The sequence below is a fragment of the Pseudovibrio sp. POLY-S9 genome, assembly GCF_001431305.1.
In the GTDB taxonomy this organism is placed as follows: domain Bacteria; phylum Pseudomonadota; class Alphaproteobacteria; order Rhizobiales; family Stappiaceae; genus Pseudovibrio.
Genome location: NZ_LCWX01000164.1, coordinates 77,879 through 101,085, shown reverse-complemented (window position 1 = coordinate 101,085; position 23,207 = coordinate 77,879). Strand labels below are relative to the sequence as shown.

Annotated in this window: 23 protein-coding genes, 2 tRNA genes and 1 pseudogene; 13 read left to right on the top strand and 13 right to left on the bottom strand. The window is 49.8% G+C overall.

Annotation, left to right across the window (positions count from 1 at the left end):
• Nucleotides 1–190, top strand: a pseudogene (locus PPL9_RS33355) (RNA methyltransferase); the annotation flags it as partial.
• Nucleotides 191–267: 77 nt separating this feature from the next.
• Here the strand turns inward: PPL9_RS33355 and PPL9_RS15520 are convergent.
• Both PPL9_RS15520 and PPL9_RS15515 read right to left on the bottom strand, forming a co-directional pair.
• A complete protein-coding gene (locus PPL9_RS15520) occupies nt 268–696 on the bottom strand; it encodes a hypothetical protein (RefSeq protein WP_057463540.1) in 429 nt (142 codons plus the stop codon).
• A gap of 561 nt (nt 697–1,257) precedes the next feature.
• Nucleotides 1,258–1,737 (bottom strand): YchJ family metal-binding protein, encoded by a 480-nt coding sequence (locus tag PPL9_RS15515; protein WP_208989395.1) that lies wholly within the window; start codon nt 1,735–1,737, stop codon nt 1,258–1,260.
• Between the two features lie 102 nt (nt 1,738–1,839).
• Between PPL9_RS15515 and PPL9_RS15510 the strand changes: the two genes are divergently transcribed.
• The gene (locus PPL9_RS15510) at nt 1,840–2,952 is read left to right on the top strand and encodes an NAD(P)/FAD-dependent oxidoreductase (protein WP_057463567.1); all 1,113 of its coding nucleotides are present in this window, start codon (nt 1,840–1,842) and stop codon (nt 2,950–2,952) included.
• 75 nt (nt 2,953–3,027) lie between these two features.
• On the opposite strand, the gene PPL9_RS15505 is transcribed toward PPL9_RS15510, so the two are convergent.
• Nucleotides 3,028–3,102: transfer RNA gene (locus PPL9_RS15505), tRNA-Gly, on the bottom strand.
• Between the two features lie 49 nt (nt 3,103–3,151).
• A tRNA-Gly gene (locus tag PPL9_RS15500) sits at nt 3,152–3,226 on the bottom strand.
• Nucleotides 3,227–4,046: 820 nt separating this feature from the next.
• Here PPL9_RS15500 and PPL9_RS15490 point away from each other — a divergent pair.
• The 5 genes from PPL9_RS15490 to PPL9_RS15470 all read left to right on the top strand — a co-directional run bounded on the left by PPL9_RS15490 (nt 4,047) and on the right by PPL9_RS15470 (nt 7,802).
• Nucleotides 4,047–5,066, top strand: a complete 1,020-nt coding sequence (locus PPL9_RS15490; RefSeq protein WP_244273399.1) for a cytochrome-c peroxidase — start codon at nt 4,047–4,049, stop codon at nt 5,064–5,066.
• A 141-nt stretch (nt 5,067–5,207) separates the two neighbouring features.
• The gene (locus PPL9_RS15485; protein ID WP_057463536.1) at nt 5,208–5,735 is read left to right on the top strand and encodes a prolyl-tRNA synthetase associated domain-containing protein; all 528 of its coding nucleotides are present in this window, start codon (nt 5,208–5,210) and stop codon (nt 5,733–5,735) included.
• 120 nt (nt 5,736–5,855) lie between these two features.
• A complete protein-coding gene (trxA, locus tag PPL9_RS15480; protein WP_057463535.1) occupies nt 5,856–6,854 on the top strand; it encodes a thioredoxin in 999 nt (332 codons plus the stop codon).
• Between the two features lie 43 nt (nt 6,855–6,897).
• Nucleotides 6,898–7,578 (top strand): LON peptidase substrate-binding domain-containing protein, encoded by a 681-nt coding sequence (locus PPL9_RS15475; RefSeq protein WP_057463534.1) that lies wholly within the window; start codon nt 6,898–6,900, stop codon nt 7,576–7,578.
• Nucleotides 7,579–7,610: 32 nt separating this feature from the next.
• Complete coding sequence (locus PPL9_RS15470) at nt 7,611–7,802, top strand: Trm112 family protein (protein WP_057463533.1); 192 nt, start codon at nt 7,611–7,613, stop codon at nt 7,800–7,802.
• 66 nt (nt 7,803–7,868) lie between these two features.
• Here the strand turns inward: PPL9_RS15470 and PPL9_RS15465 are convergent, their stop codons facing one another.
• The 3 genes from PPL9_RS15465 to PPL9_RS15455 form a co-directional block, all read right to left on the bottom strand.
• Complete coding sequence (locus tag PPL9_RS15465) at nt 7,869–8,189, bottom strand: DUF167 family protein (protein WP_057463532.1); 321 nt, start codon at nt 8,187–8,189, stop codon at nt 7,869–7,871.
• Between the two features lie 3 nt (nt 8,190–8,192).
• On the bottom strand, nt 8,193–8,483 hold the full coding sequence (locus PPL9_RS15460; protein ID WP_057463531.1) for a YggT family protein: 291 nt from the start codon (nt 8,481–8,483) through the stop codon (nt 8,193–8,195).
• Between the two features lie 245 nt (nt 8,484–8,728).
• Nucleotides 8,729–9,847: an FAD-dependent oxidoreductase gene (locus PPL9_RS15455; protein ID WP_057463530.1), complete on the bottom strand. Its 1,119-nt coding sequence runs from the start codon at nt 9,845–9,847 to the stop codon at nt 8,729–8,731.
• A gap of 69 nt (nt 9,848–9,916) precedes the next feature.
• Between PPL9_RS15455 and mnmD the strand changes: the two genes are divergently transcribed.
• Nucleotides 9,917–10,618 carry a tRNA (5-methylaminomethyl-2-thiouridine)(34)-methyltransferase MnmD gene (gene mnmD, locus PPL9_RS15450; RefSeq protein ID WP_057463529.1) on the top strand — a complete coding sequence of 234 codons (702 nt, stop codon included), beginning with the start codon at nt 9,917–9,919 and terminating at the stop codon, nt 10,616–10,618.
• Nucleotides 10,619–10,622: 4 nt separating this feature from the next.
• Here mnmD and PPL9_RS15445 read toward each other — a convergent pair whose 3' ends face one another.
• On the bottom strand, nt 10,623–12,038 hold the full coding sequence (locus PPL9_RS15445; protein WP_057463528.1) for an L-serine ammonia-lyase: 1,416 nt from the start codon (nt 12,036–12,038) through the stop codon (nt 10,623–10,625).
• Nucleotides 12,039–12,482: 444 nt separating this feature from the next.
• Between PPL9_RS15445 and PPL9_RS15440 the strand changes: the two genes are divergently transcribed.
• Nucleotides 12,483–13,265, top strand: a complete 783-nt coding sequence (locus PPL9_RS15440) for a MipA/OmpV family protein (protein WP_057463527.1) — start codon at nt 12,483–12,485, stop codon at nt 13,263–13,265.
• 312 nt (nt 13,266–13,577) lie between these two features.
• Nucleotides 13,578–14,012, top strand: a complete 435-nt coding sequence (locus PPL9_RS15435; RefSeq protein WP_057463526.1) for a L,D-transpeptidase — start codon at nt 13,578–13,580, stop codon at nt 14,010–14,012.
• Between the two features lie 571 nt (nt 14,013–14,583).
• Here the strand turns inward: PPL9_RS15435 and PPL9_RS15430 are convergent.
• Both PPL9_RS15430 and PPL9_RS15425 read right to left on the bottom strand, forming a co-directional pair.
• Nucleotides 14,584–15,624, bottom strand: coding sequence for a patatin-like phospholipase family protein (locus tag PPL9_RS15430; protein WP_057463525.1), 1,041 nt, complete (start codon nt 15,622–15,624; stop codon nt 14,584–14,586).
• Nucleotides 15,625–15,677: 53 nt separating this feature from the next.
• The gene (locus PPL9_RS15425) at nt 15,678–16,460 is read right to left on the bottom strand and encodes a 3-hydroxybutyrate dehydrogenase (protein ID WP_057463524.1); all 783 of its coding nucleotides are present in this window, start codon (nt 16,458–16,460) and stop codon (nt 15,678–15,680) included.
• A 377-nt stretch (nt 16,461–16,837) separates the two neighbouring features.
• Between PPL9_RS15425 and ispG the strand changes: the two genes are divergently transcribed.
• Genes ispG through PPL9_RS15410 form a run of 3 tightly spaced genes read left to right on the top strand, consistent with a single transcriptional unit; the run spans nt 16,838 to nt 19,766 of the window.
• Nucleotides 16,838–18,109 (top strand): flavodoxin-dependent (E)-4-hydroxy-3-methylbut-2-enyl-diphosphate synthase, encoded by a 1,272-nt coding sequence (gene ispG / locus PPL9_RS15420; RefSeq protein WP_208989394.1) that lies wholly within the window; start codon nt 16,838–16,840, stop codon nt 18,107–18,109.
• Entirely contained in the window at nt 18,110–19,027 is a 918-nt protein-coding gene (gene pdxY / locus PPL9_RS15415) for a pyridoxal kinase (protein WP_082596893.1), read from the top strand.
• Complete coding sequence (locus PPL9_RS15410; protein WP_082596892.1) at nt 19,020–19,766, top strand: DUF429 domain-containing protein; 747 nt, start codon at nt 19,020–19,022, stop codon at nt 19,764–19,766. Before pdxY ends, PPL9_RS15410 begins: the two co-directional genes overlap by 8 nt.
• Here the strand turns inward: PPL9_RS15410 and PPL9_RS15405 are convergent.
• The 3 genes from PPL9_RS15405 to PPL9_RS15395 form a co-directional block, all read right to left on the bottom strand.
• The gene (locus PPL9_RS15405; protein WP_057463520.1) at nt 19,763–20,587 is read right to left on the bottom strand and encodes an FkbM family methyltransferase; all 825 of its coding nucleotides are present in this window, start codon (nt 20,585–20,587) and stop codon (nt 19,763–19,765) included. The two genes, PPL9_RS15410 and PPL9_RS15405, sit on opposite strands and share 4 nt — an antisense overlap.
• Nucleotides 20,588–20,661: 74 nt before the next feature.
• Nucleotides 20,662–21,831 (bottom strand): murein L,D-transpeptidase family protein, encoded by a 1,170-nt coding sequence (locus PPL9_RS15400; RefSeq protein ID WP_057463519.1) that lies wholly within the window; start codon nt 21,829–21,831, stop codon nt 20,662–20,664.
• Between the two features lie 242 nt (nt 21,832–22,073).
• Nucleotides 22,074–23,030: an acetyl-CoA carboxylase carboxyltransferase subunit alpha gene (locus PPL9_RS15395; RefSeq protein ID WP_057463518.1), complete on the bottom strand. Its 957-nt coding sequence runs from the start codon at nt 23,028–23,030 to the stop codon at nt 22,074–22,076.
• Nucleotides 23,031–23,207 lie beyond the last annotated feature (177 nt).

Below are 23,207 nucleotides of genomic sequence, written 5' to 3'. Positions count from 1 at the left end.
AAAAGATAATGAAGCTGAAGCGCTCGGCCGAGAGGGGGCTGAGGTTGTTGAGCTTGGTGGTCGCCGAATGGGAGGATTGGTGTTTGTGGCTGCTGAGGTGTGTGATCAGGCGGCGCTTAGAGAATGGATTTCGCTCAGTATGAGTTTTGTCGCTGGACTGCCAGCCAAACAGTTGAAAGGAAAAGGTTGACGCAGGTTGATCATAATCTGATCGCCTTCAATGTCAGCGCCTTCATATGAGCGTCACAGCTTTGTCGGTTGCTGTTCTTATAGACGCTGGTCTTCGCAAATTTGGGCATCACCTTTTAGTACTTTTTTGATTTCGTTGAAGGCTCGTTTCATGGTTGTGCCCTTGATCCAGCCAACGACCAACAACCGTAACCCAGGGTTCTTAGGGTGCTTTCCTGCGATGACTTTAACAGCCCAATATCGCCGTCCTGCAAAGCCAGGTTCAACGAGTTTGTAGGCGCGGAACTGTAAGTACTGGATTTCTGATAGGTTTTTTTTAGAAAAACTTTGTAATAGTGTTGTGCAATCTTGATTGGGCTTGCTAATTAGGACTAAAGATCCATCGTTTAAGTGTAGCTCCTTAGTAGATTCATAAATTTCACATCCGGATCCTACAGTATTAGGCGTGTTTTGTATTAGTGATCTCCACTTCATAAACTCCATTCTGTTTGCGTGAACTACGTTCATTTAGAAATTTCCTGATCGATACTCATATTTGTGTGACATACACATATGTACCGATAGTTTGAAATAGTTTTTTTTCTAATTTTAATAAGTTTGGATGTAACGAGGCTTGTCTGAACCTTGTCGGCGTTCCGCTAACCCGTTACGCAAAGGCGCCTTTTCCCTGCGGAATGTGGTTGTTAATGAAGCAACCTAAAGGTGTGGGAAACTCGTGCTGACATACCAAAAATATATGGAAACGATGTTTTCTAGTGTTGGCATCTTATGCTGCTAGCTGATGCAAAATATCTTGGTAAGCCTCAGTTTAGGTTCAGTCATTGGTATGATGAGCTGAAAAGGGCTTGTATGTAGTCGGTAAATGATAAGTCTGAGATCTCTGCTTTTAGACTTTCACGGAGAAGTTTGCTGACCTGGGTGAGGATCGGAACTTGCTTGTAGGGGGAGGTAAAGCCTTATTTGCATTGTGATATGGTCGTTACTGATGGAAGGCGCAGAGAAGTTGACTGTTGCTCTCGCAGCAAGACTGTTTTTACGCTCAGTCGATTTTGGATCAGGCTGTGAGGTTTAGAGGCGGCTGCCTTCTTCCATCGGTTCAACATAATACCAGCGGCCCTTGCGCTTTTTGAAGAGGCTCAGTTCTCTCTGTTCTCCGACTTGGCCATGGGCAAGGTATTTGGCGCAGAAGAGGACGCTACCTTTTGCATCATCTAGTTGCCCCTTATCGGCGCCCAGAATCTCAAGCCCTATCCATTGAGTTTGGGCAGCATATTGTGCGACCTCAATTGAACTGAAGGTTTTTTGGTAGCGGGGCCACAATGTGTCTTTCAGGTAATCAATGTTTTTTGTGGCATAAGCGCTGTAACGTGAGCGCATGAGCTGCTCTGCTGTTTCGGGCAGGGCCTTGCCTTCCAGAAAAGGCTGGCAGCAGATTTCAAAGTCTTTTCCTGATTTGCAAGGGCAAGGTGTTGTCATCGAATACCATCCTTTAGAGCTTGGAGGGCAGCTAAACGACAATTTTGAAGCCAGGTCAAGAAGGGCAAACAAGCTCCTCCGAGAGTGATTAAAGTTCGCCTTACTGGTTCAACGCTCCAACAGCGTCTTTTGCATAAGCTTGCAACAACAAGCCCTGTGTACGGTAGGATGGTAATGCAAAGAGGACGCATTCTGATTGTTGGGGCAGGGCCCAGTGGGTTGACTGCTGCAATTGAGCTGAAGCGGCGCGGCTTTACGCCTCGTATCATTGATAAGAATTCGCGCCCTCACGCTCAATCTCGTGCCCTTGCCATTAATCCCCGCACCCTCCAAATCCTGCAGCCATCTGGTGTGGCAGACAAACTGCTGCAAAAGGGATGGCGGATGAACCATGTCCACTTTCGTGGGCCAAGTGATGAGCTTTTAGAGGTTGATCTATCAGATTTAGATGGGCCTTTTAATTTTATGCTGGCCCTGCCGCAATATGAGACTGAAACTGTTCTTGAACGACATCTGACAGAGCTGGGAATACCGGTCGAGCGGGAGTGTGAACTCGTCAAGCTGGAGCAGGAGGATGAGGTCGTCACTGCAGTTATACAAACCAGTAGCGGTGACGAAGAGGTACTTCACCCACCCATGGTGATTGGGGCAGATGGTGCACACTCAATTGTTCGTTCGCAAATGGGGTTCACCTTTTCAGGCAGTTCGTATCCGCAAGATTGGGGGCTGGCAGATGTGGAGTTGGAACCGACGCTGACGATGGATGGGCCGACGATGTTTGACAGGTCACCAAATATCTTCGGGGTCATTCCCTTTTCTGCGACACGGGCGCGCATTGTTGCCGATCACTCTGATCCACTTGAGACTATGCCGCCGATTTTGAAAGTCATCAAAGTCAATTGGAAGTCGTCTTTCCGGATCTCCCACCGATTGGCCAATCTCTATCAGAAAGGGCGGGTCTTTCTGGTGGGAGATGCTGCGCATGTGCATTCTCCCTTTGGAGGCAGGGGGATGAACTTAGGGATTGAGGATGCTGCGTGGCTGGCGTGGCAAGTCTCTACCGGGCATACGCATCAATATATGTTGGATCGACGACCTGTTGCCGCGGAGGTTTTGAAGACGGTCGATACTGGCACACGGTTTTTAGCGTCAAACAACACAGCGATCCGTCTGTTCAGGCAAAAGTTTCTACCGGTGTTGGGACGCACAGATTATTTCCAGACCCGGTTCATGAACATTATGTCTGCTGAGAACACACCATTTCCTCCTTGGCTTGAAGAGGAATAATTTGCTTAAGGCTTTGAAAGGGATGGAGAAGTGCAGATAACAAAAAACCGCCTTGCGGCGGTTGTTTTGTTTTTTTGGAGCGGGCGAGGCGATTCGAACGCCCGACCCTAACCTTGGCAAGGTTATGCTCTACCCCTGAGCTACGCCCGCATATCCAAAAAAATTCCAACTTCGCGAAAACTCAGTTTCTTAGAGAAACTGGAGCGGGCGATGAGATTCGAACTCACGACCCTAACCTTGGCAAGGTTATGCTCTACCCCTGAGCTACGCCCGCATCTGTTTCGCTAGAGCCGTTTGTTGCGGCCCCGTCGGTGAGGTGGGAGCTATATGACAAAAGCTTGGGGTGAATGCAACAAGGAATTTGAAATTCATTGTGGGGTTTCTCAGAGCTTGTGGATGTGGAGGTCGTGAAATGCCTCATAAAAAATATTATATAACAATAAGATAGATAGTTTTATAGAGTTGTTTGATCGTTGTGGAAATAATTGCACTCGAGTAAAATAACCTATGTGATTTTGTCCGAGGTCGTGGATGGGCTGCGTGAAAAAGAAACAGGTTCCCTCATATATCTCAATAAGATCAGGAATTTTTTTAGTCACATTCAGAATGAGCATTAGCGAGCGTGGCTAAGAACAACATTCAGACGTCGTTAGGATCACAATTTGTAATTGGGGGCAGTATGTCGCAGCCGTGTATTAGTATATTCTAAGAGAACGTTTTGAGGGTGAAGTACATGCCCTTGAGAAACGTAAGTTGCACGCGGTCAAAGCTCTCAATTTTTTGTCTATATTAGAGTTATTCTAAGTGTATGGAGGGACGCTTCGTGTATGTCTTGTGATTATAATTCTCGATATTTGTAGTATTAGTAAGTATTGGTGGAATTCGTATTTCAAGTATTTTTTGTATATCTCAATATATTCGATGATGGTTTTGCGTTTTAAGCTGATGAAAATTTTGATGTTACCATAGTAAATGTCAAGCGGTTGCATCAATGTGCTTTTGTTTGTAGTGATTCTAAACTCCATTATCTCGTGATGATGGAGGATTTCATGCGAGCAATAATTAAGACATTGATTGGCGCATCTGTTTTCAGCATGGCTGTTCAGGGAGGAGCTTTTGCTCAATCTGAGTTGCTGGAAGAGGCGCGTTCTTACTTCAAGCCGATCCCGCACGCTGTACCCAGTGTTAAAGACAACACGATTACCCGCGAAAAAATTGATCTTGGGCGACAGCTCTTCTTTGATCCGCGACTGTCGCTTTCGGGATTGCTGTCGTGCAACAGTTGTCACAATCTCGGCATGGGTGGGGATGATAATCTGGAAACATCCATCGGCCATGGATGGCAAAAGGGGCCTCGTAACGCACCCACCGTGTTGAATGCTGTGTTCAACCTTGCCCAGTTTTGGGATGGTCGTGCAGAAGACCTGAAAGAGCAAGCCAAAGGCCCGGTGCAAGCTGGTGTTGAAATGGCCAGCACGCCAGAGCGGGTTGAAGCTGTTCTGAACAGTATGCCGGGATACACTGAGCAGTTTTCAAGAGCATTCCCAGGTGAGGAGTTACCAGCGAACTTCGACAATATGGCGAAGGCAATTGAAGCGTATGAGGCAACTTTGATTACGCCTGCTTCCAAGTTTGATCTGTTCCTTGAGGGCAATGAAAATGCTCTCAATGCGCAGGAAAAGCTGGGACTACAGGTGTTTATGGATACCGGGTGTGCCGCTTGTCATGGCGGTGTGAATATTGGTGGTGAGGGGTACTATCCATTCGGCGTGGTTGAAAAGCCGGGTGCAGATATTCTTCCAGTCAATGACAAAGGCCGGTTTGCTGTTACTCAAACTGCCGAGGAAGAATACGTTTTCCGTGCTTCACCGCTCCGCAATATCGATCTGACTGCTCCTTACTTCCATTCCGGCAAGGTTTGGGATTTGAAGCAGGCGGTTTCTATTATGGCCAGCTCTCAGCTTGGTGCTGAGCTGAGTGAAGAAGATATTGATGCAATTACTGTTTTCCTGAAGACCCTTACCGGAGAACAGCCAAGCGTTGAGTACCCAATTCTGCCAGTTCGGACCAACACCACACCACTCCCTGATCCGTCAGTCATGACGGCTCACTAAGCAAACTATTCGCCCTCGGTTTACTAGAGGCAGGCGGTTCTTATGGACCGCTTGCCTTTTTCTATAGGTGGCTTAAAACGGTGCAGCATTTATGTGGCAAACACTTGGTTTGCCTCAGAGACTTGGGAGAGGTCGTTCTACATGCCAGCAAGCCGTTCGCAACTGATATCTTTCTTGGAAGACTTGAACATTCCGGTTTCTACAATTGATCATGAGCCGGTTTTTACGGTTGCTGAATCTGCTGATCTGCATGAGCGTATTCCAGGTGGGCACACCAAGAATCTCTTCCTTAAAGACAAAAAGGGTAATCTCTTTTTGGTCGTGGCCCTTCATGATGCTACGATAGATCTCAAGAAGATTTCGAGCATCATTGGTGCATCTGGTCGTGTTTCCTTCGGCAAAGCTGATCTGCTTGAAGAGGTGCTGGGTGTTACTCCAGGATCCGTCACGCCGTTCTCTCTGATCAATGATCGGGAAGCACAACGCGTGTCCGTGGTGTTTGATGCAGATATGATGGAGCAGGAGGTTCTGAACTTCCATCCGTTGCTAAATAATGCTTCAACGGCGATTTCAGCGGAAGGTCTGATGGTGTTTGCCAAGGCATGTGGGCATGATGCCAATGTGCTTGCGGTTTCCGCAGAGGCGCAGAAAGTCACTGAAGATCTATAAAAACTGGGTGATCGCCAATTGTAATTGGTCTCATCTAAGACCATTTTAGGCAGCAGTTAGAGATTTTGATATGAGGAGCGCTGATATGAGCAGCTCCCGGTTCAGTAAAGGGTCAAAATAATGAGTGGATCCGGTTATTCCGTAGGTGGCAGCTTTGGTGGCTCCCTTGGCGGTGGATATGGCGGCGGTTACCAGACCAACACACAGGCTGGCGCGGCATCTCCATCCGCAGCTCCGGCAGCCAATGCTGCTGACTTGATTTTTGATACGACCACTCAAACCTTTGTGCAGGACGTAATCGAGGGCTCCCGTAATCAGGTGGTCCTCGTTGATTTCTGGGCGCCTTGGTGTGGTCCTTGTAAGCAGCTTACGCCGACGCTTGAGAAAGTCGTCAAGGAGGCGAATGGTGCTCTCAAGCTGGTGAAAATGAACATCGAAGATTATCCGGAAGTTGCCGGTCAGATGGGTGTTCAGTCGATCCCGGCAGTGTTTGCATTTAAAGGTGGCCAGCCTGTTGACGGGTTTATGGGTGCGCAGACCGAAGGTGAAATCAAAAAGTTTCTCGATCGTATTGGCGTAAACATTGGTCCAAGTGATCTGGAAGTGATGCTTGAGAAGGCTGATGAGCTTCGTGATGCTGAAGGGTATCCAGAAGCTGCACAGCTTTATGGTAGCGCGCTTTCTATCGACGCTGGCAACGTGCAGGCGTTGTGTGGGCTTGCTATGTGCTATCTGGCGCTTGGTGAGAAAGACCATGCACAACAGATGCTCGAAATGATTCCGGAAGATGAGCAGAACTCCCAGCATTTTGCAGCAGCGAAGGCTGCGCTTGAACTCGCTGAGCAATCTGAAGGGCTTGATGACCTTGCAGAGTTGCGTGAGCGTGTAGAAGCCAATGCAGATGATCATCAGGCTCGTTTTGACCTTGCGCTCGCTTTGGGCGGCAAAGGGGATAAAACTGGTGCTGTTGATGAGCTGATTGAGATTATTCGCCGTGACCGTGAGTGGAATGAAGATGGCGCGCGCAAGCAGTTGCTGCAGTTTTTTGAAGCCTGGGGCTTTAAAGATGCAGGTTCTGCTTATGGTCGCCGTAAACTCTCCTCAATTTTATTCTCGTAATCTAGGCCTAATGATAAGAGCGGAGAGCACTTAAGTGGCCTCGATGACTGTTGGAAATGCGACCTACGCAGGTCTGGATGATCTGCCGCAGGTTGTGCCGTTGTTTGTTTTGCCGGGAGCTATCTTGCTTCCGCGCTCCCACATGCCTCTCAATGTTTTTGAGCCGCGCTATACGTCGATGATCGACAGTGCTTTGCGTACTGATCGCATGATTGGGGTAATTCAGCCGCAGTTTGAAACCAGTGATGAAGAATTGGCCGGTAGACCAAAACTTTGCACTGTTGGCTGTATGGGGCGCATTACAGGGTTTCAGGAAAGTGGCGATGGCCGCTATCTGATTACGTTGTCTGGCGTTTCTCGCTTTGTGCTTCGTGGTGAGCTGGAAGAGCGTGCCCCGTTCCGTCGTGGTCACGTTGATGCGACCCGCTTTGCTGGTGATTTGACGACCGGTATCGGAGAAGATGATGTCGATCGAGATCTGCTGCTTTCAACGCTCAAAGAATACTTGAGTGTGAATGACCTTGAAGCGGACTGGGATAGCGTCAATTCTGCCTCGACCGAGGTATTGGTCAATGCATTGTGCATGATGAGTCCTTATGGACCGAAAGAGAAGCAGGCTCTGTTGGAAACAGAGAATCTGAAAGTGCGCGCGGATACGCTCATTGCGCTGGCTGAAGTTGAGCTGGCACGTGGCAATGGTGGTACTGGCAGCACGCTTCAGTGATGCAGGTAAAGACAAAAATGAATGAGGGCTCTATGAGCGAATTTGAAGCGCCACAGCTGGACCGTCGGCTTTTGGAGCTGTTGGTTTGTCCTGTGACGAAGACAACGCTTGAGTACAATCCTGAGAATCAGGAGCTGGTCTCCCGCGCTGCAAAGCTGGCCTACCCAATTCGGAATGGAATTCCGATTATGTTGGAAGAAGAAGCGCGCAAGCTTGAAGACTAAAACGTATCCATGAGAACTGATGTGGGTTCTCTGATCGCGGTTACGTGCAGAACTTATCTTTGAAGGCTAGGAGAGATGATCTTCTAGCCTTTTTTGCAGCTCTTGTGGTTCGCCGTAAACGCGTAGTGTTTTTATGCGGGCGGTGGAACCTGCAATCACTTCTGCCGATGATTTGGGAACAGAGAGTGCTTTCGCAAAAAGGGCCGCAACGGCTTTGTTTGCAGCGTCTTTTTCTGGCACTGCGCGAACGCGCGCCATCACGAGCGATCTGCCATCGGACTGCTCGCCTATCTTTTCAATTTGATCTTTGGAGGATCTGGGGGTGAGGCGGACGGTAATGAGAATTCCGTCAGCCTGCAGTTTCCAAGGGCGTTCTTGTTCAGCCACTACTTAAAATACGTAGGGATAAACGTAGAGGCCGATGATGCGCTCAATAAGGAAAATGCCGAGCAGCAGCACAATCGGAGAAAGATCCAATCCACCCATTGCCGGAAGGAACCGGCGGATAGGGCGCAGGAGCGGTTCGGTTAGATTGTAAAGTGTCTGCCCGATCATCGCGATGAACTGATTGTTTGAGTTCACCACGTTGAACGCATAGAGCCAGGAGAAGATCACATTCGCAATAATGACCCACGTGTAAAGATTTAGGATGATGAAAACGACATCAAGAATAGCGCGCATGGACTGGTTAAACTCCAAGTTTGCGAAGATGAACTAGCTGAATTGCTTCCCTGAAGACAGAGCTTGGGAAACAGAGTTGCTCCTCATGTAACTTTGAACTGAGGCACCTGCAAGGTCCAGCATGCCTCATTTTTCTATATTTTGAGCTAATTTCAAGAAGCGGTACCTGAAAAAGTACCAATTAGCAGGGGGCGTTTGCCCTGAAACTGATAGGGCAAACGATTTTTGTTCTTATCTCGCATGCTTTAGCCAAAATGGAAGGCTGGCTTAAAGCTCTCTGGCAAGTGGATCGTCTGGTCTTGTTCAGGGAACATTTCCTGCATGAGGCAGGCGGCTATGCGGTGAGAAATGGCATAGGAAATTTTGAAGCCACCAGTTGCCACCCATGTTTTGTCTTTGCCTGGAATGAGGCCGACCAAAGGGTCCCGTTTTTTACATTTTGGACGGATACCTGCCCAACGGGTGAGGATCGGCGCGTCTTTCAATGAAGGGCAAAAGCCGACTGCCTTGGAGAGCATGGTCTGAATGTCTGCCTCTACTGGTTCTTTACTGGTCCACTCCTGCTCGGAGGTGGAGCCGATAGCAACAGTGCCATTGGCATGTGAGACAACATAAATTCCGTTGTCATAGATAACCGGGAGAGGTTTGTCGGCCTTATATTCGAGCAAAAGGGATTGACCTTTCACACCCATGCCGATGGGTTTACCTGCGATCTTACTGAGTGGTTCGAAACCTTCATAACCTGCTGACAATACCACGCGATCAGCACTCAGGCTTTCACCATTGCCCAGTGAAACGGTGCCTGTAGTCTCATCAAAGCCGAGATACTCGGTGTGTTCCATGATGTCGATGCGTGTTTCCAGCAGGGTTTTGAGACCTGCAGAGACAAGACGCGGATTGGCCCGTGCTGCCAAGGTGTCCCAAATGATGCCAAGTGGAGCGGCTTCTGGTGTGAGCCAGTCATTGAACGGTGTTTCTTTCACCACATTGAAGGTGAAGCCAGTTTCATCGCTTCTCCAGCGCTGCTTGCTTTCTTCAACGCGGGAGAGGGCATGTTCGAGCTTGGGTTCTGTGTAAAGCGGGATCAGGCGACCTGCACGGCTGTAGCCGACAGAAAGGCCAGTGGCTTCTTCCAGCTCCTCCACGATATCGGAGAGTTCGATCAGTGCGTCCAGCTGGAACTGCTTCTTGTCGTTCCATTTACTCGGTACATGGGGCATCAACGCACCAACAAGGCCAGCGCTGGCGCCTGATGCGATGGTGTTTTTTTCCAGAAGAGCGACTTTCAAGCCTTTTCCGAGTGCGGCTTTGGCGACGCTAAGTCCGAAAATTCCCCCTCCAACAACAACTATATCGTAGGTCATGTTTTTTTATTTCCCAGGTTGGGGTATAAGCCCAGACCGATTTTTACGTTAGAGATTTGGCTTAGACATATGACAGAGCGCCCAAAATTGGAATGGGATGATGCGAATGTGCCTTATGCGTCGCAGTTTGGAGATACTTATTACTCCAAAGCCGGTGGATTAGGCGAAACGCGCTACGTATTTCTGCAGGGTAATCAACTCCCTGAACGCTGGGTGGGTGCACAGTCTTTTACTATTGCTGAACTGGGATTTGGAACCGGGCTTAATTTTCTCGCCACGCTGGAGTTGCTTCTGAGTTTACCAGAAGCAGAGCGGACCAAGCTGACTTACGTTTCGTTTGAGCTGTATCCGATGGAAGCTGTGGAGATTGAGAAAGCGCTGTCGCAATGGCCTGAGCTCAAAGAGCTTAAAGACAAGCTGTTGGCTGCATGGAAGCCTCAGCCGGGTTGGAATCCAATCACCATTGATGGTGTGCGACTGCTGCTGGGTGTTGGGGATGCTCGTGAGATGTTGCCAACCCTGTCTATACCCGTTGATGCCTGGTTCCTTGATGGCTTTAATCCGGCACGGAACCCAGAGCTTTGGGGGCGAGATCTTATGCTTGCTGTTGGAGAGAAAACCGCTATTGGCGGGACTTTCGGGACATACACCGCGGCAGGTTGGGTGCGCCGAAACTTGCAGACAGCGGGTTTTGAGGTTGAGCGTATCAAAGGCTATGGCACAAAGCGCCAGATGATGGTGGGGCAGAAAACTGCCACCACCGCAACCTGAGTAATCAGCATTCTGGCAGGTTGACTGCCAGACCGCCTTTGCTGGTTTCTTTGTATTTGTCGTTCATCTCCACGCCAGTCTGACGCATGGCTTCAACGCAGTTGTCCAGTGGCATGTAGTGGGAGCCATCTCCACGCAGAGCGAGTGAAGCTGCTGAGACTGCCTTGATGGCGCCGAGGCCGTTACGCTCGATGCATGGCACCTGAACAAGGCCACCGACCGGATCACAGGTCATGCCAAGGTGATGCTCCAGAGCGATTTCAGCTGCGTTCTCAATCTGCTCGTTCGTGCCGCCAAGAGCTGCGCAAAGGCCTGCGGCTGCCATTGCAGCGGCGGAGCCAACCTCGCCCTGACAACCAACTTCAGCACCGGAAATAGAAGCATTGTGCTTGATGATGCCACCGACAGCTGCTGATGTGAGGAGGAAGGTTTTTATGCCTTCATCGTTGCTGCCTGGGCAATGCTCGCGGTAATACTTGACGGTTGCCGGGATAACGCCTGCTGCACCGTTTGTTGGTGCAGTGACAACTTTGCCGCCCGCTGCGTTTTCTTCGTTTACGGCCATTGCATAGACTGAGAGCCAGTCGTTGGCGACGTGCGGCATGCTCATGTTGTTGCCGCGTTCGTCTTCCAGCTGTTGTTTGATTGCAGCTGCGCGACGCTTGACTGTAAGGCCACCCGGTAGCTCGCCTTCAGTATTCAGGCCGCGCTCCATGCATGCGTTCATCACATCCCAGATCTGCCAGAGCTTGCTGTCCAGTTCTTGCGGATCCAGAGAGGTGATTTCGTTGGCGCGCTTCATCTCAGCAATGGTCTTGCCAGATTTTTGTCCCATCTCCAACATTTCTTGTGCTGTAGCAAATGGATAAGGCATGCCTTTAATTTCGTCGGGAGCCTGATCACCTGACGCTTCTGCTGCTTTCAGGCGGTCCAGTTCTTCTTCGGTCAAAACGAACCCGCCACCGATGGAATAGAATGTTTCCTGGAGGTGCAGGCGGTCTTGGGCGTCGTATGCTTCGATCACCATGCCATTTGCGTGGCCTGGCAAGTTTTTCTCAAAGTCGAAGATCACGTCTTTATCGGGATCGAAGTCCAACTCTGGAAGGTCAGGAAGGTGGACTTTCTTTTCTGTCGTGATCTTTTTCTCAAGTGCCTCTGCTTCATCTGGATCCAGAGTTTCAGGCGTGCAGCCAGCCAGACCCAGAACAACGGCTCTGTCAGTCGCGTGGCCTTTGCCGGTCCAGGCGAGTGAGCCGTGAAGCGTGCAGCGCAATCTCTTTGGTGCGCCTGCGCCGGGCCATATGCGGCGACCGTCTCTCAACTCATCCAGAAAACGTGCGGCAGCGGTCATCGGTCCCATTGTGTGGGACGAAGACGGACCTATACCGATCTTGAAAATTTCAAAGACGCTGAGAAACATGTGTTTGGCACCTTTCAGATGGCTGGGGGCGTTGTTTTTGTTTCATTAGGATAGAGAACAGCCACTATCACTGAATTTTCTAGGAATAATCGTCATAGCCTCTGAAACCAAGAGGATTATTTTTCCGGATATTTCAAATTGACGTCGCGTTTGTCCAGATACTGCAGAATTTATCTGTTCTGCTCGGAGGCTTATTGATTCAAAAAGATTTTTTTGGCACCGATTTACTGAAAGGATTGAAGAAAACGCTTTGGTTTCACGGGGAATTGATGGACTTGTTTTACTCAGTCAATGTGAATTGAGATGAAAAAACTACTAGTTGTTGAGTTTTATGATGCCAATGGGCAACAGTCTGTAGAAAACTCCTGAAACTGCAGGTCTCCAAAGTGACTTAAAACGTATATCATAGGTGGTAATTGCTTTTTCCCGATCAAGGCTGCACCTATGACCGCCTCTCTTCGTATTCTCGCAGGCTTAGCGCTTGCTTCCGTTTCCAGTCATGCACTGGCAGAAGATAGTTTTACGCCTGGTGATTTGACTGAGGAGCAAGCCAGCAAGAGATACGTCGTTGATATTGGCGTGGCTGGTTTTGTGAATCCCAAGTATGACGGTGCGGATGAATACATCATCTATCCGCTGCCACTGATTGCGTTTTCGCGGTTTTACCTGCCGGGCTTCGGTCAGGTGAAAGAGGGTGAAACACAAGGCCTCTTTATCTATCCGTCTTTTGGGTTTGTTGGAGAGCGTAATCCTTCAGATTCCTCCTCTCTGACAGGGACAACTCGTGTGCCTTGGGCTGGAGAAGTTGGCCTTGGTGGTGGCTTCCGTCATGATTGGTTCCGTGCATTCATCGAAGTGCGCCACGGTTTTAACGGTCACCGCGGCTTTGTTGGGCGCGCTGGAATTGACGTGATCACCGAAGTTACGGATCGTTTGACGTTTGTATTCGGCCCGCGCGTTGATGCTGCTGACGGTTCATACATGAACACCTATTTCAGCGTTGCAGCAGGTACTCCATTCGGCCCATACACCGCAGAAGGTGGTTTCAAGAGCGTTGGTGGTGTTGTGCGTGCGAGTTATGCGCTGACTGACAGTATTGGGCTGCACCTACAAGGTGGCTATGACCGTTTGATTGGCGAAGCTGCAGATAGCCCGATTACGCAGAACGACAATATGTGGTCTGTCGGGTTTGGTGCGACCTATCGGTTTGCTTGGGATATGTTCTAGGTAACCAGAGCATCGAATAGACTTGATGAATGAAGCCCGGAAGGATCTCCGGGCTTTTTTATTTTCTGCATGCACTGTGAGTTCTCACTGACTGTGCCGTGAATAAAGCGGCGTTTGAAGTGAAGCTTTGTGTATATTCATGAATAACAAGGTATGTATGATGTATTGGTATTGAGAGTTATATTACCTCAGTATTGAAGTATCCCCTCTGAGAGATCGTTAATAATACCCTTAGAATAAGTCGATGACAGACTCCTGCTGTTGCGCATGCTAATTCACCTTAAGTATTGCGTTGAGTGAGGGGGCTTCAGTATGCGTACAATTATTACTATATCAGGACTTCTGTTTATCTGTTTATTGCTTATGGTTCCGGCCAAGGCATCCTCCACTAAAGTGTTGGCGAAGATTGATATTTCCGAGCAAAGGATGCGGATCTTCGTGGATGGGAAGGTTCAGCATTCGTGGCCTGTTTCGACGGCCCGGCGGGGATACAGAACGCCAGTGGGCACCTTTAAGCCAACGCGAATGCACAAACGGTATTTCTCCCGTAAGTATAACGGGGCACCGATGCCTTACTCTGTGTTTTTCTATAAGGGGTATGCCATTCATGGAACGGATGTGGTTAAGCGCTTGGGTGCGCCTGCCTCACACGGTTGCGTGCGGTTGCATCCGAAAAACGCCAAGAGATTGTTCAGTTTGATTCAGGCAAATGGCCGATCAAACGCAAAGATTGTAATTGTGAAATAGTGAACACGCTTTACGTGCAGCTCTGAACATGATGTGATATCGGTCAAATAAGGCCCTTTACCCTTGCGAGCGCGTGGGTTCCTTACTAAATCAGGGGCTAAGAGATGTGCTTGAAGGCTTGTGAGCGGAAGAAGCAAGTCGGGTCGCAAACGCCTGCTCCTTCCGCTGTAGCGCTGAATACGCATAACTCAACAATCAGCGTGTCTTTCCTAACGCTAAAATCTTGCCAAAAGGTTGGCACGCTGATTTTTTTGAAAGACTTTTTTAGGGATAAAACGATTTTTTCTGAGAGCTGTGTGTCGGGAGGATGCATTGCCCAAAGAAAAAGAGGGCTTTGAATACACGCTCAAAAACCCTCTTTATATTCTCTAAAGCTGATTACGCAGTACCTTGATATCAGCTGCTTATTTAAAAGCAAAAGCTGTGCCAGTTTTGTGATAAATTTTTGGCACAATATCTGGGGTGGCTGCGCTTCTACTCTCCAACATGCGGGTTAATTTAACAGGTTGCTTACCTATGCTGCGTCGCAATTTGCAATGCGGTTTGGGAGTGTTAACCTTCTCGTTTAGATCTAGTTAAATTCGTGATCCAGGTTCAGCGTGCTTCGTTTGCCAATGCTGTCGTAATTGTCGTGCGCCCACTTCTTTGCAGCCTGGCGCCCAATGTCGTGCAAAAGTTCTACAAATTCCCACTGGGCGTTTACCTTGGATGAAGCTCCGAAAGGGGCGAGATCTTTTGTTGCTTCTATTCTGTGCATGTAAACGCGGGTGTATTCGTTCGAATCAAGGCGGCCTTCATCAATCAGTCGTGTCACAAACTCAATTGCGCGAAGCTCTCGCAGCAGAGTTGAGTTGAAGGTGATCTCATTCATGCGCTCTGAGATTTCCTGAGCGGTGTGCGGAAGTTCAACTCTTTCAACCGGATTGACCTGAATAAGAAGTACGTCGGTAGAGCCACCGTGTTGGAATAGTGGAAACAAAGGCGGGTTGCCCATAAAACCACCATCCCAATAGGCCTCGTCACCAATTTCTACTGCTTGGTACATATGCGGCAAGCAGCCAGACGCCATGAGTGAATCAAGGGTGAGTTCTTCCTTTGCAAAAACTTTGATTTTCCCGGTTCGAACATTGGTTGCAGCGACATAGACCTGCATCTGGTCGCAACTTCGCACACGTTCGAAGTTGATTTGCTCAGCAACGAGGTCGCGGAGTGGATTATAGTTGATTGGGTTTAGTTGATAGGGAGACATGACGCGAGAAAGCAGGTCCCATGCCAGATATGTCGGAGAGTTGTCCATGCTCCAATTGCCACAATAAACATCCATTGGGCTGCGTTGGAATGGACTGGTCTCCGCAGCTGCGCTGACGGACTTCCAAAAGCGGGCGAGGGCATCTCTTGCGCCTTGCTGCCCGCCTTCAACGAGGCCATCGGCCATGACGGCTGCATTCATGGCACCTGCGCTTGTGCCTGAGATGCCAGTGATCTCCCAATCTTCGTTTTCAAGGAGCCAATCCAGAACGCCCCAGGTAAAGGCGCCGTGTGCGCCTCCACCTTGTAAGGCCAGATTGATTTTCTTTCGTTCTTTTTTCGCTGTCTTCCGAGTAGTCGCCATATGGACCTCCATGGGCCGCTTGGAAAAGAAAACTCCGGGAAATCATCTGAGCGTTATTGTGCTGTCCAGCCGCCGTCCATTGGCAAGAGAGTGCCGGTGATTGAAGCGGCTGTATCAGAGCACAAGAACACGGCTAGGCCGGCAACCTGATCGACTGTCACGAACTCTTTGGTTGGCTGAGCAGCGAGCAGGACTTCTTTTTTCACCTGCTCTTCAGTCATATTGCGGGCTTTCATGGTATCCGGGATTTGCCTTTCGACGAGCGGTGTCCAGACGTAGCCGGGGCAAATGGCGTTCACTGTGATGTTGTTTTCTGCGACTTCCAGTGCGACGGTTTTGGTTAAGCCAGCGATGCCGTGCTTTGCAGAAACGTATGCCGACTTGAATGGAGATGCTACCAATGCGTGAGCGGACGCGGTGTTGATGATGCGACCCCAGCCTGCTTTGCGCATGTAAGGCACGGCGGTACGGATTGTGTGGAATGCGGAGGACAGGTTGATCGCGATGATGGCATCCCATTTGTCGACCGGGAAATGCTCAATGGCTTCAACATGCTGAATGCCTGCATTGTTGACGAGGACATCTACAGAACCGAGGGATTTAACCGCATCGTGGATCATTGCGTGAATTTCATCAGGCTTGGTCATGTCGGCTGATGAGTACACGCACTTTACACCGAAGTCGGCTTCGATTGCAGCGCGCTCTTTCTCAATGGCATCAGTATCGCCAAACCCATTGATCATGATGTTGGCGCCTTGCTCTGCCATTGCGCGAGCGTAAGCAAGGCCGATGCCTGATGTGGATCCAGTGATTACAGCGGTTTTTCCTGAGAGCATTTCGAGTCTCCTGCCCAAATGTATTGAAAAAAGAGTTGGTGTGAGCTTGCGCCACTTTTTAATCTGGTTGCATTAGCAAAAAGCATAGTTGTTTAGCGTGCAGTGCAAAAAGGTCAAAACTGACCACCGATCTGTCTTTTGTCCTTAATGGAAGGTTAGAGATGAGTGCATTGCGTCAAAAGTCGCTGGCTATTTTCAGTAGGCTGATGATGGAGTGGACCTAGCATCAATCTGAGGAGAGGTTTACTGTGAAATCTTGGGGTGCGTGATGGCATCTTGAGATGACATCAAACTGAATTGAGCGTGCGCTAAAAAGTTGACAGCGTGGGCTGCATGCTGCACTTGCTTGCATAAAGATTTATCCCAATGGAATGATCATGACTGACAAGAACCAAACCTATATTTCTTCCCCGTTTCCGCGCCGTCGTTCTGTGGCTGTAGATGTTGGTGGGGTTATTGTTGGCGGTGATGCGCCTGTTGTTGTTCAGTCTATGACAAATACCGATACCGCCGATGTAGATGCCACCGTTGCGCAGGTTTCTGCTCTGGCGCGTGCCGGGTCCGAGCTGGTTCGTATTACCGTTGATCGTGATGAAGCTGCTGCAGCAGTTCCGCGTATCAAAGAGCGTCTGGACCGGATTGGGGTCAATGTTCCGCTGGTCGGAGATTTTCACTACATCGGACACAAGCTGCTGGCAGATCATCCTGATTGTGCTGAAGCGCTTGATAAGTACCGGATTAATCCGGGCAATGTTGGGTTTAAGACCAAAAAAGACAAGCAGTTTGGCCAGATCATCGAAATGGCGATGAAGCACGAGAAACCCGTGCGCATCGGTGTGAACTGGGGATCGCTTGATCAGGAACTGCTGACACACCTGATGGATAAAAATCAGGAGGAAGGCTCTCTGCTGACCGCGCAACAAGTGATGCGCGAAGCGATTTGCCAGTCTGGTTTGTTGTCTGCTCAGCGTGCTGAGGAATTGGGGCTTGGTCGCGACAAAATCATTTTGTCTGCGAAAGTCTCACAGGTTCAGGATTTGATTGCCGTTTATACGGATCTGGCACAGCGTTGCGATTATGCCCTTCACCTTGGTTTGACTGAAGCTGGTATGGGCACAAAGGGCATCGTGGCGTCCTCTGCTTCCATGGGCATTCTGCTTCAGCAGGGCATCGGCGATACCATTCGTATTTCGCTGACTCCTGAACCGGGTGGGGACCGTACGCGTGAAGTGCAGGTTTCTCAGGAACTGTTGCAGACAATGGGTTTTCGCAGTTTTGTGCCGATTGTTGCTGCGTGTCCGGGGTGTGGACGTACGACCTCCACAGTCTTTCAGGAACTGGCTCAGGACATTCAGGCGCATATCCGCGAGAGTATGCCGAAGTGGCGTGAGCAATATCCGGGTGTTGAAGAACTCAACGTTGCTGTCATGGGCTGCATCGTGAACGGTCCTGGTGAATCCAAGCATGCTGACATCGGTATATCTCTGCCTGGTACTGGTGAAACACCTGCTGCACCTGTGTTTGTTGATGGTGCTAAAACTGTTACTCTGCGTGGGCCGAACATTGCTGATGAGTTTAAGGCGATGGTTCTGGATTATATCGAGAAACGTTTTGGTACTGGCGTTTCATCTGAACACGAGATTTCCTAGATGTCGCTTGAGCGGTTTGTCAAAAAAGTAGAACACAAAATCAGAGAAAGCGCTCCGAAGGAAAAGCCTTCGGTTCTGGTGATCTCTTCACAGGTTGTCAGCGGATGTGTTGGCATGCGCAGTGCTGTTTTTGCACTGGAGCGCATGGGCTTTAATGTCTGGATGCTGCCTACGATTGTTCTGCCATGGCATCCGGGACAAGGTGCTGGTGAACGTATTTCGGCCAGTGAGGAAGCTTTCGAGCATATCGTTGAACAGATTTGCGCTAGTGATCGTTTGAGCACTGTGAAGGGGGTTATCTCTGGCTACATGGCAAATGCGGCTCAGGTTTCTGATGTTGCGAAGATTGTGCAGGAAGTGAAGGCTCGCAATGATGATGCGGTCTATCTGTGCGATCCGGTAATTGGTGACAAAGGTGGCCTTTATGTTGCTGAGCCGATTGCTGAAGCTATTCGTGACCAACTGTTACCGCTTGCTGACGTGATTACGCCAAACCGTTTTGAGCTCGCTTGGCTCAGCGGGTTTGGTACTGAAATGGAAAATGAAGCTGTTGCGGCAGCGCGGACGCTGCAAGTGGAGCGGACGATCATTACATCGTCGCCAGCAATCCGGCGTAATTCCATTTCCAATTTGCTGGTTGGGCCGCGTGGTAGCCTTGCGATTGAACATGCGGAAGTGCAGGGCGCACCGCATGGCACTGGTGACTTGTTGGCAGCGCTTTATCTGGCTCGCAGTCTGAGTGGGCAGAGTGATGAAGAGGCATTGAAGAAAGCGACAGCTTCAACGTTTGAGTTGGTCGCGCGCTCTGTCAAAGTTGGTTCTGATGATTTGCTTTATGCTGAGCACCAAGATCCGCTTATCCAACCGATGGCGCTTGTGAACACTCGCCGCGTGGTAGAGGCGCCTGAGCGTGCCTGAAGCGGTGGCAGTTGATCCCGTCTGTGTGGCTGGGGTTGACGGTTGCAAGACAGGTTGGGTTGCTGTTTTCCGCTGGGTTGGCTCAACTCGTGCACCTGAAGTGCAGATCTTTCCTCATTTTGCAGATTTGCTGGCCTCTGAGCATGAGCCGCATAAGATTGCGGTCGATATGCCGATCGGGCTGCCGGAGAAGATTGGCAGCAATGGTCGTGGGCCTGAGAAAGCGGTTCGTCCTCTTTTAGGTATGAGGCAATCAACGGTGTTTTCCATTCCCGCGCGGGCTGCGATCTATTGTGAGGATTATCGCGAGGCTTGCTCTGCTGCACTGGCGCATTCAACACCACCCAAAAAAGTATCCAAGCAAGCGTTCCATATCTTCCCAAAAATTCGAGAGATTGATCAGCTCATGACTCCTGAGTTGGAAGCACGGGTGTATGAAGTTCATCCTCAGGTGGCATTCTGGCGCTTAAACGGGCAGGAGCCCATTGCTATTCCTAAGAAGGTCAAGGGAAGCAGCTATCCTGCGGGCTTGGATGCGCGGAGAGATTTGCTTGTGCAGTTTGGCTATGTAGCGAACTTTCTGGACCAAAAACCGCTTAAAGGTGCTGCTCGGGATGATCTGATGGATGCTGCTGTGAATGCAGTTATTGCTGAGCGGTTGCTGTATGGCCATGCAGAGCCATTTCCAGCTGACTTCGGGCGAGATGAACGCGGTCTGCGCATGGCAATCTGGGCTTAGATGTCGTCAGGTTCACGGCTTGCCAGTACGTCCAAACGTGGTTCATGACCAACTCTCCTGAAGCTTTTGAAGCCTTGCTCCTCCAGAAGGTTTTTGAGCATGTTTGGATCAGACCATCTGACATCTCTCTCATAGAAAATTGATTGAACCCGAGGAAAGAAGCTTGTCTTGATGAGCTCTTTAATCACGGTTTCTTCATGCCCTTCAGCATTGAGTTTGACCACGATGTCGATTTCATCGGTGATCATCTCGTCTAACTGCTGGGCAGAGATGGTTTGAATTTCTTCGGTTTTTTCGTCAGAATGCACGGTGTTCTGGCTGAGGGATGCGCCGCCGCTATGGGTTTTGCTGAGGAATATCTTAGCTTGGCCAGTGTGGTCGGAGACTGCTGCCTGCACTGCCTTTATGCGAGAGGTAGCAAGGTTTAGCTCAATGTTTTGTTTCAGTAATTGGAATGTACTGGCAACAGGCTCGAAAGCTATGACTTGCTGGCAGTTTGTGTTTTGAGCTGCAAGCAGGCTGAAGAGGCCTTGATTTGCGCCGATATCCAGCATGATGAAAGGTTTTTCATAGTCGACAAGATAGCTGGTGAGGAATGTCCCGTAACCACCTTCGCAGCACATGCGGAATGTGGCGTCGAAGACATTGGGTGTGAGTTCAACACCATACCTCGTCAGAATGCCGGAGGAGAGGCCTAGTCGCACACCCCAGGACATTGGAATGTACTTTATGTAATAGCCAAGGAGCCCACGTAAGTGGCGGCGTTCGTTGATGTACTCTTTGCTGTGGTACTTTCCAAAGAAGGTTTTTGAGCCTGGCATTTGCCTAACCTGACTTGTTGATCTTCATTGAGACCAGCGTACATAAGTCAGGCTAGGTTTCGATTAACACAACGTCACAATTGCGGTTTGATGCGTGGTGCAGGGGCGGCTGGGTATGGATTTACGACCTCTGCAACGACCTTCTTCTCTTCACCAACACGACTGTTAGAGAACAGGGATGTGAAGTAGCTGAAAGCACGTTCTGATTCAGAGGCTTTTTGCGGTGCTGGGGATGGTTCCTCAGATGCCAGCGCCAAAACTTTTGCAGCTTCTACATTCACAGGCGTTGCGTTTGGTGCTTCTGCTTTTGCGACGTCAGTTGTTGAGGTGCCACCAAAGAACGCTGCAATCTTTTCTTTGCGGCGTTTACTGCTTTCCATAGCGATCTGGATCTCAGCGGTCTCTCGTGCATCCCGGGTTTGCTTTTCTGCTACTGCCACCGCGATGTGCTCAGGCACTGTGTAGGCAGGGCAAGCGCCGCGTGCATTGAATTTGGTTCCGCGTGTGCCTGCCTTCGCATTGAAGACATATTCTTTTTCACAGACTTCAATGGATGGTGGGCGTTTGGTGACTTCAAAGTGGTCATAGCCACGCTTCAGCATGCGCCAGAACTCATAATGCTCGGAACTTGCGTTCTTGGCCATGTTGTCCGGTGTCATGCGGAATGGGAAGGCCTGAACCTGAAACTTTCTCTGTCCGCCAAGGAAGCTATCGCGACCAAGAGAGTAGATATCTGCGATCTGCTCGTCCGTCATGGCATAACACCCGCGAGAAGAGCAGGCACCATGGACCATCAAGTTTGAGCCTGTGCGGTCATGCGCGCGGTCAAACTTGTTCGGGAAACCAAGGTTGAATGCGAGATAGTAAGAGGAGAACGGGTTCATCAGGCCCGGTGTGACTTCGTAGAAGCCTTCTGGTGCCTGCCGGTCGCCTTCCTTAAACTTCGGGCCGAGTTTGCCAGACCATTTGCATATCTCATAGGTTTCCAGCAAAGCATACTGGCCTGATTTGGTCTGTTTCCAGATCTCCAATTCAGACTCTTGCTTGAACAGACGAACCATGATTGGAGACTTGAGCTCCATGTCCTTGGATTTCATTCTGTTGGAAAGGCTTTTGCTTACAGGTTGCTGATGCTTCTCAGCGCCAAACTCTGTTCCCTGACAAGCGGCTAGCGTTAAAGCCAGCGCAAGCGCAGCAGCACGCTTTACGTTCTTGCCAGTCTCTCCCTGAAACACTCTAATCATGTGCTTGACCCACCATGCTGGGGCTAGTTTGCCCGAACCCCAATCTCGACTCGATACTAAGACTATCTGGGTTAAGGTTGATCGAATCTTACCACAGATCATTCTCTCTGAGATTGTGGGGTATTCCCCAAGATGCACTTTCCCCCGAGTTTGATTGGATCAAACAAAAAAGGCATCAGATATACTTCTGATGCCTTTTATAAAAAATTTAGTGGATACCCACAATAAATCCTAGGTTCGAATCAGCCGAGTTCACGACCTATGCGTAAGAATTTCTCGCGACGCTGCTTCTTGAGCTCGTCTGCAGACAGACCAGCCATCTTACTCAGAGCGGTTTCAATCGAGTTGCCAGCGCGATCAATTACGATCTCTTTTCCGCGGTGAGCACCACCGATTGGCTCTTTGATGATCTCATCAATGACGCGGAAGCTGGAAAGGTCTTCTGCAGTGATCTTCATGTTGGTTGCCGCGTCTTGCGCGCGGGTGCTGTCGCGCCACAAAATGGATGCGCCTGCTTCCGGTGAGATCACGGAATAGATGGAGTGTTCCATCATTGCTACGTGGTTGGTGGTTGCAATTGCAATCGCACCGCCTGAGCCACCTTCACCAATGACGATGGAGATGTTTGGAACGCCAAGGCCGAGGCACATGTCAGTTGAGCGTGCGATCGCTTCTGCCTGACCGCGCTCCTCAGCGCCGATCCCCGGGTACGCACCTGCTGTGTCCACGAAAGAGACAACAGGGATGTTGAAACGGTTTGCCAGTTCCATGATGCGGACGGCTTTACGATAACCTTCCGGACGTGCCATGCCGAAGTTATGCTTCAGGCGGCTTTCGGTGTTGTTACCTTTTTCCTGACCAAGAATAGCGACTGATTGTCCACGAAAACGACCAAAGCCTGCGATAATGGCACAATCCTCGGAGAATTTGCGATCACCGGCAAGAGGCGTGAAATCTGAGATCAGGGTATTGATGTAGTCCAGTGAATGCGGACGGTCTGGATGGCGAGCCACCAGAGTTTTCTGCCAAGGCGTCAAGCGAGAATAAATGTCGCTGAGTGCTTGATCTGCTTTTTCCTGAAGACGGGCAATCTCGTCTTCCACATCAACCGCTTCCCCACCTTCAGCCAGGATTTTCAATTCCTGTACTTTACCTTCAAGGTCAGCAACTGGTTTTTCGAATTCGAGGTAACTGCGCATATTGGATATTCACTCGTAACAATCAGCGGGCTTGACCCGCCGACTAAAAGGCGTTGGACCGCGCTATAATTTTGGCGCGACACTGGCGACAGCTGGGTCATCTGTCAAGGCTTTGCATCACAAATGTGGGTGTTTGAACCCCTTCAGACAAGAAGGTTTGGGATTAAAGTGCAAATC

Excerpts from the sequence above, each read along its gene's own strand:
- pdxY (WP_082596893.1), top strand. The coding sequence starts at position 18,110 with ATGTCGCTTGAGCGGTTTGTCAAAAAAGTAGAACACAAAATCAGAGAA.
- trxA (WP_057463535.1), top strand. The coding sequence starts at position 5,856 with ATGAGTGGATCCGGTTATTCCGTAGGTGGCAGCTTTGGTGGCTCCCTT.
- PPL9_RS15490 (WP_244273399.1), top strand. The coding sequence starts at position 4,047 with ATGGCTGTTCAGGGAGGAGCTTTTGCTCAATCTGAGTTGCTGGAAGAG.
- PPL9_RS15430 (WP_057463525.1), bottom strand. The coding sequence starts at position 15,624 with ATGGCGACTACTCGGAAGACAGCGAAAAAAGAACGAAAGAAAATCAAT.
- PPL9_RS15445 (WP_057463528.1), bottom strand. The coding sequence starts at position 12,038 with ATGTTTCTCAGCGTCTTTGAAATTTTCAAGATCGGTATAGGTCCGTCT.
- ispG (WP_208989394.1), top strand. The coding sequence starts at position 16,838 with ATGACTGACAAGAACCAAACCTATATTTCTTCCCCGTTTCCGCGCCGT.
- PPL9_RS15440 (WP_057463527.1), top strand. The coding sequence starts at position 12,483 with ATGACCGCCTCTCTTCGTATTCTCGCAGGCTTAGCGCTTGCTTCCGTT.
- PPL9_RS15425 (WP_057463524.1), bottom strand. The coding sequence starts at position 16,460 with ATGCTCTCAGGAAAAACCGCTGTAATCACTGGATCCACATCAGGCATC.
- mnmD (WP_057463529.1), top strand. The coding sequence starts at position 9,917 with ATGACAGAGCGCCCAAAATTGGAATGGGATGATGCGAATGTGCCTTAT.
- PPL9_RS15460 (WP_057463531.1), bottom strand. The coding sequence starts at position 8,483 with ATGCGCGCTATTCTTGATGTCGTTTTCATCATCCTAAATCTTTACACG.
- PPL9_RS15395 (WP_057463518.1), bottom strand. The coding sequence starts at position 23,030 with ATGCGCAGTTACCTCGAATTCGAAAAACCAGTTGCTGACCTTGAAGGT.
- PPL9_RS15470 (WP_057463533.1), top strand. The coding sequence starts at position 7,611 with ATGAGCGAATTTGAAGCGCCACAGCTGGACCGTCGGCTTTTGGAGCTG.
- PPL9_RS15510 (WP_057463567.1), top strand. The coding sequence starts at position 1,840 with ATGCAAAGAGGACGCATTCTGATTGTTGGGGCAGGGCCCAGTGGGTTG.
- PPL9_RS15520 (WP_057463540.1), bottom strand. The coding sequence starts at position 696 with ATGAACGTAGTTCACGCAAACAGAATGGAGTTTATGAAGTGGAGATCA.
- PPL9_RS15455 (WP_057463530.1), bottom strand. The coding sequence starts at position 9,847 with ATGACCTACGATATAGTTGTTGTTGGAGGGGGAATTTTCGGACTTAGC.
- PPL9_RS15485 (WP_057463536.1), top strand. The coding sequence starts at position 5,208 with ATGCCAGCAAGCCGTTCGCAACTGATATCTTTCTTGGAAGACTTGAAC.
- PPL9_RS15405 (WP_057463520.1), bottom strand. The coding sequence starts at position 20,587 with ATGCCAGGCTCAAAAACCTTCTTTGGAAAGTACCACAGCAAAGAGTAC.
- PPL9_RS15435 (WP_057463526.1), top strand. The coding sequence starts at position 13,578 with ATGCGTACAATTATTACTATATCAGGACTTCTGTTTATCTGTTTATTG.
- PPL9_RS15475 (WP_057463534.1), top strand. The coding sequence starts at position 6,898 with ATGACTGTTGGAAATGCGACCTACGCAGGTCTGGATGATCTGCCGCAG.
- PPL9_RS15400 (WP_057463519.1), bottom strand. The coding sequence starts at position 21,831 with ATGATTAGAGTGTTTCAGGGAGAGACTGGCAAGAACGTAAAGCGTGCT.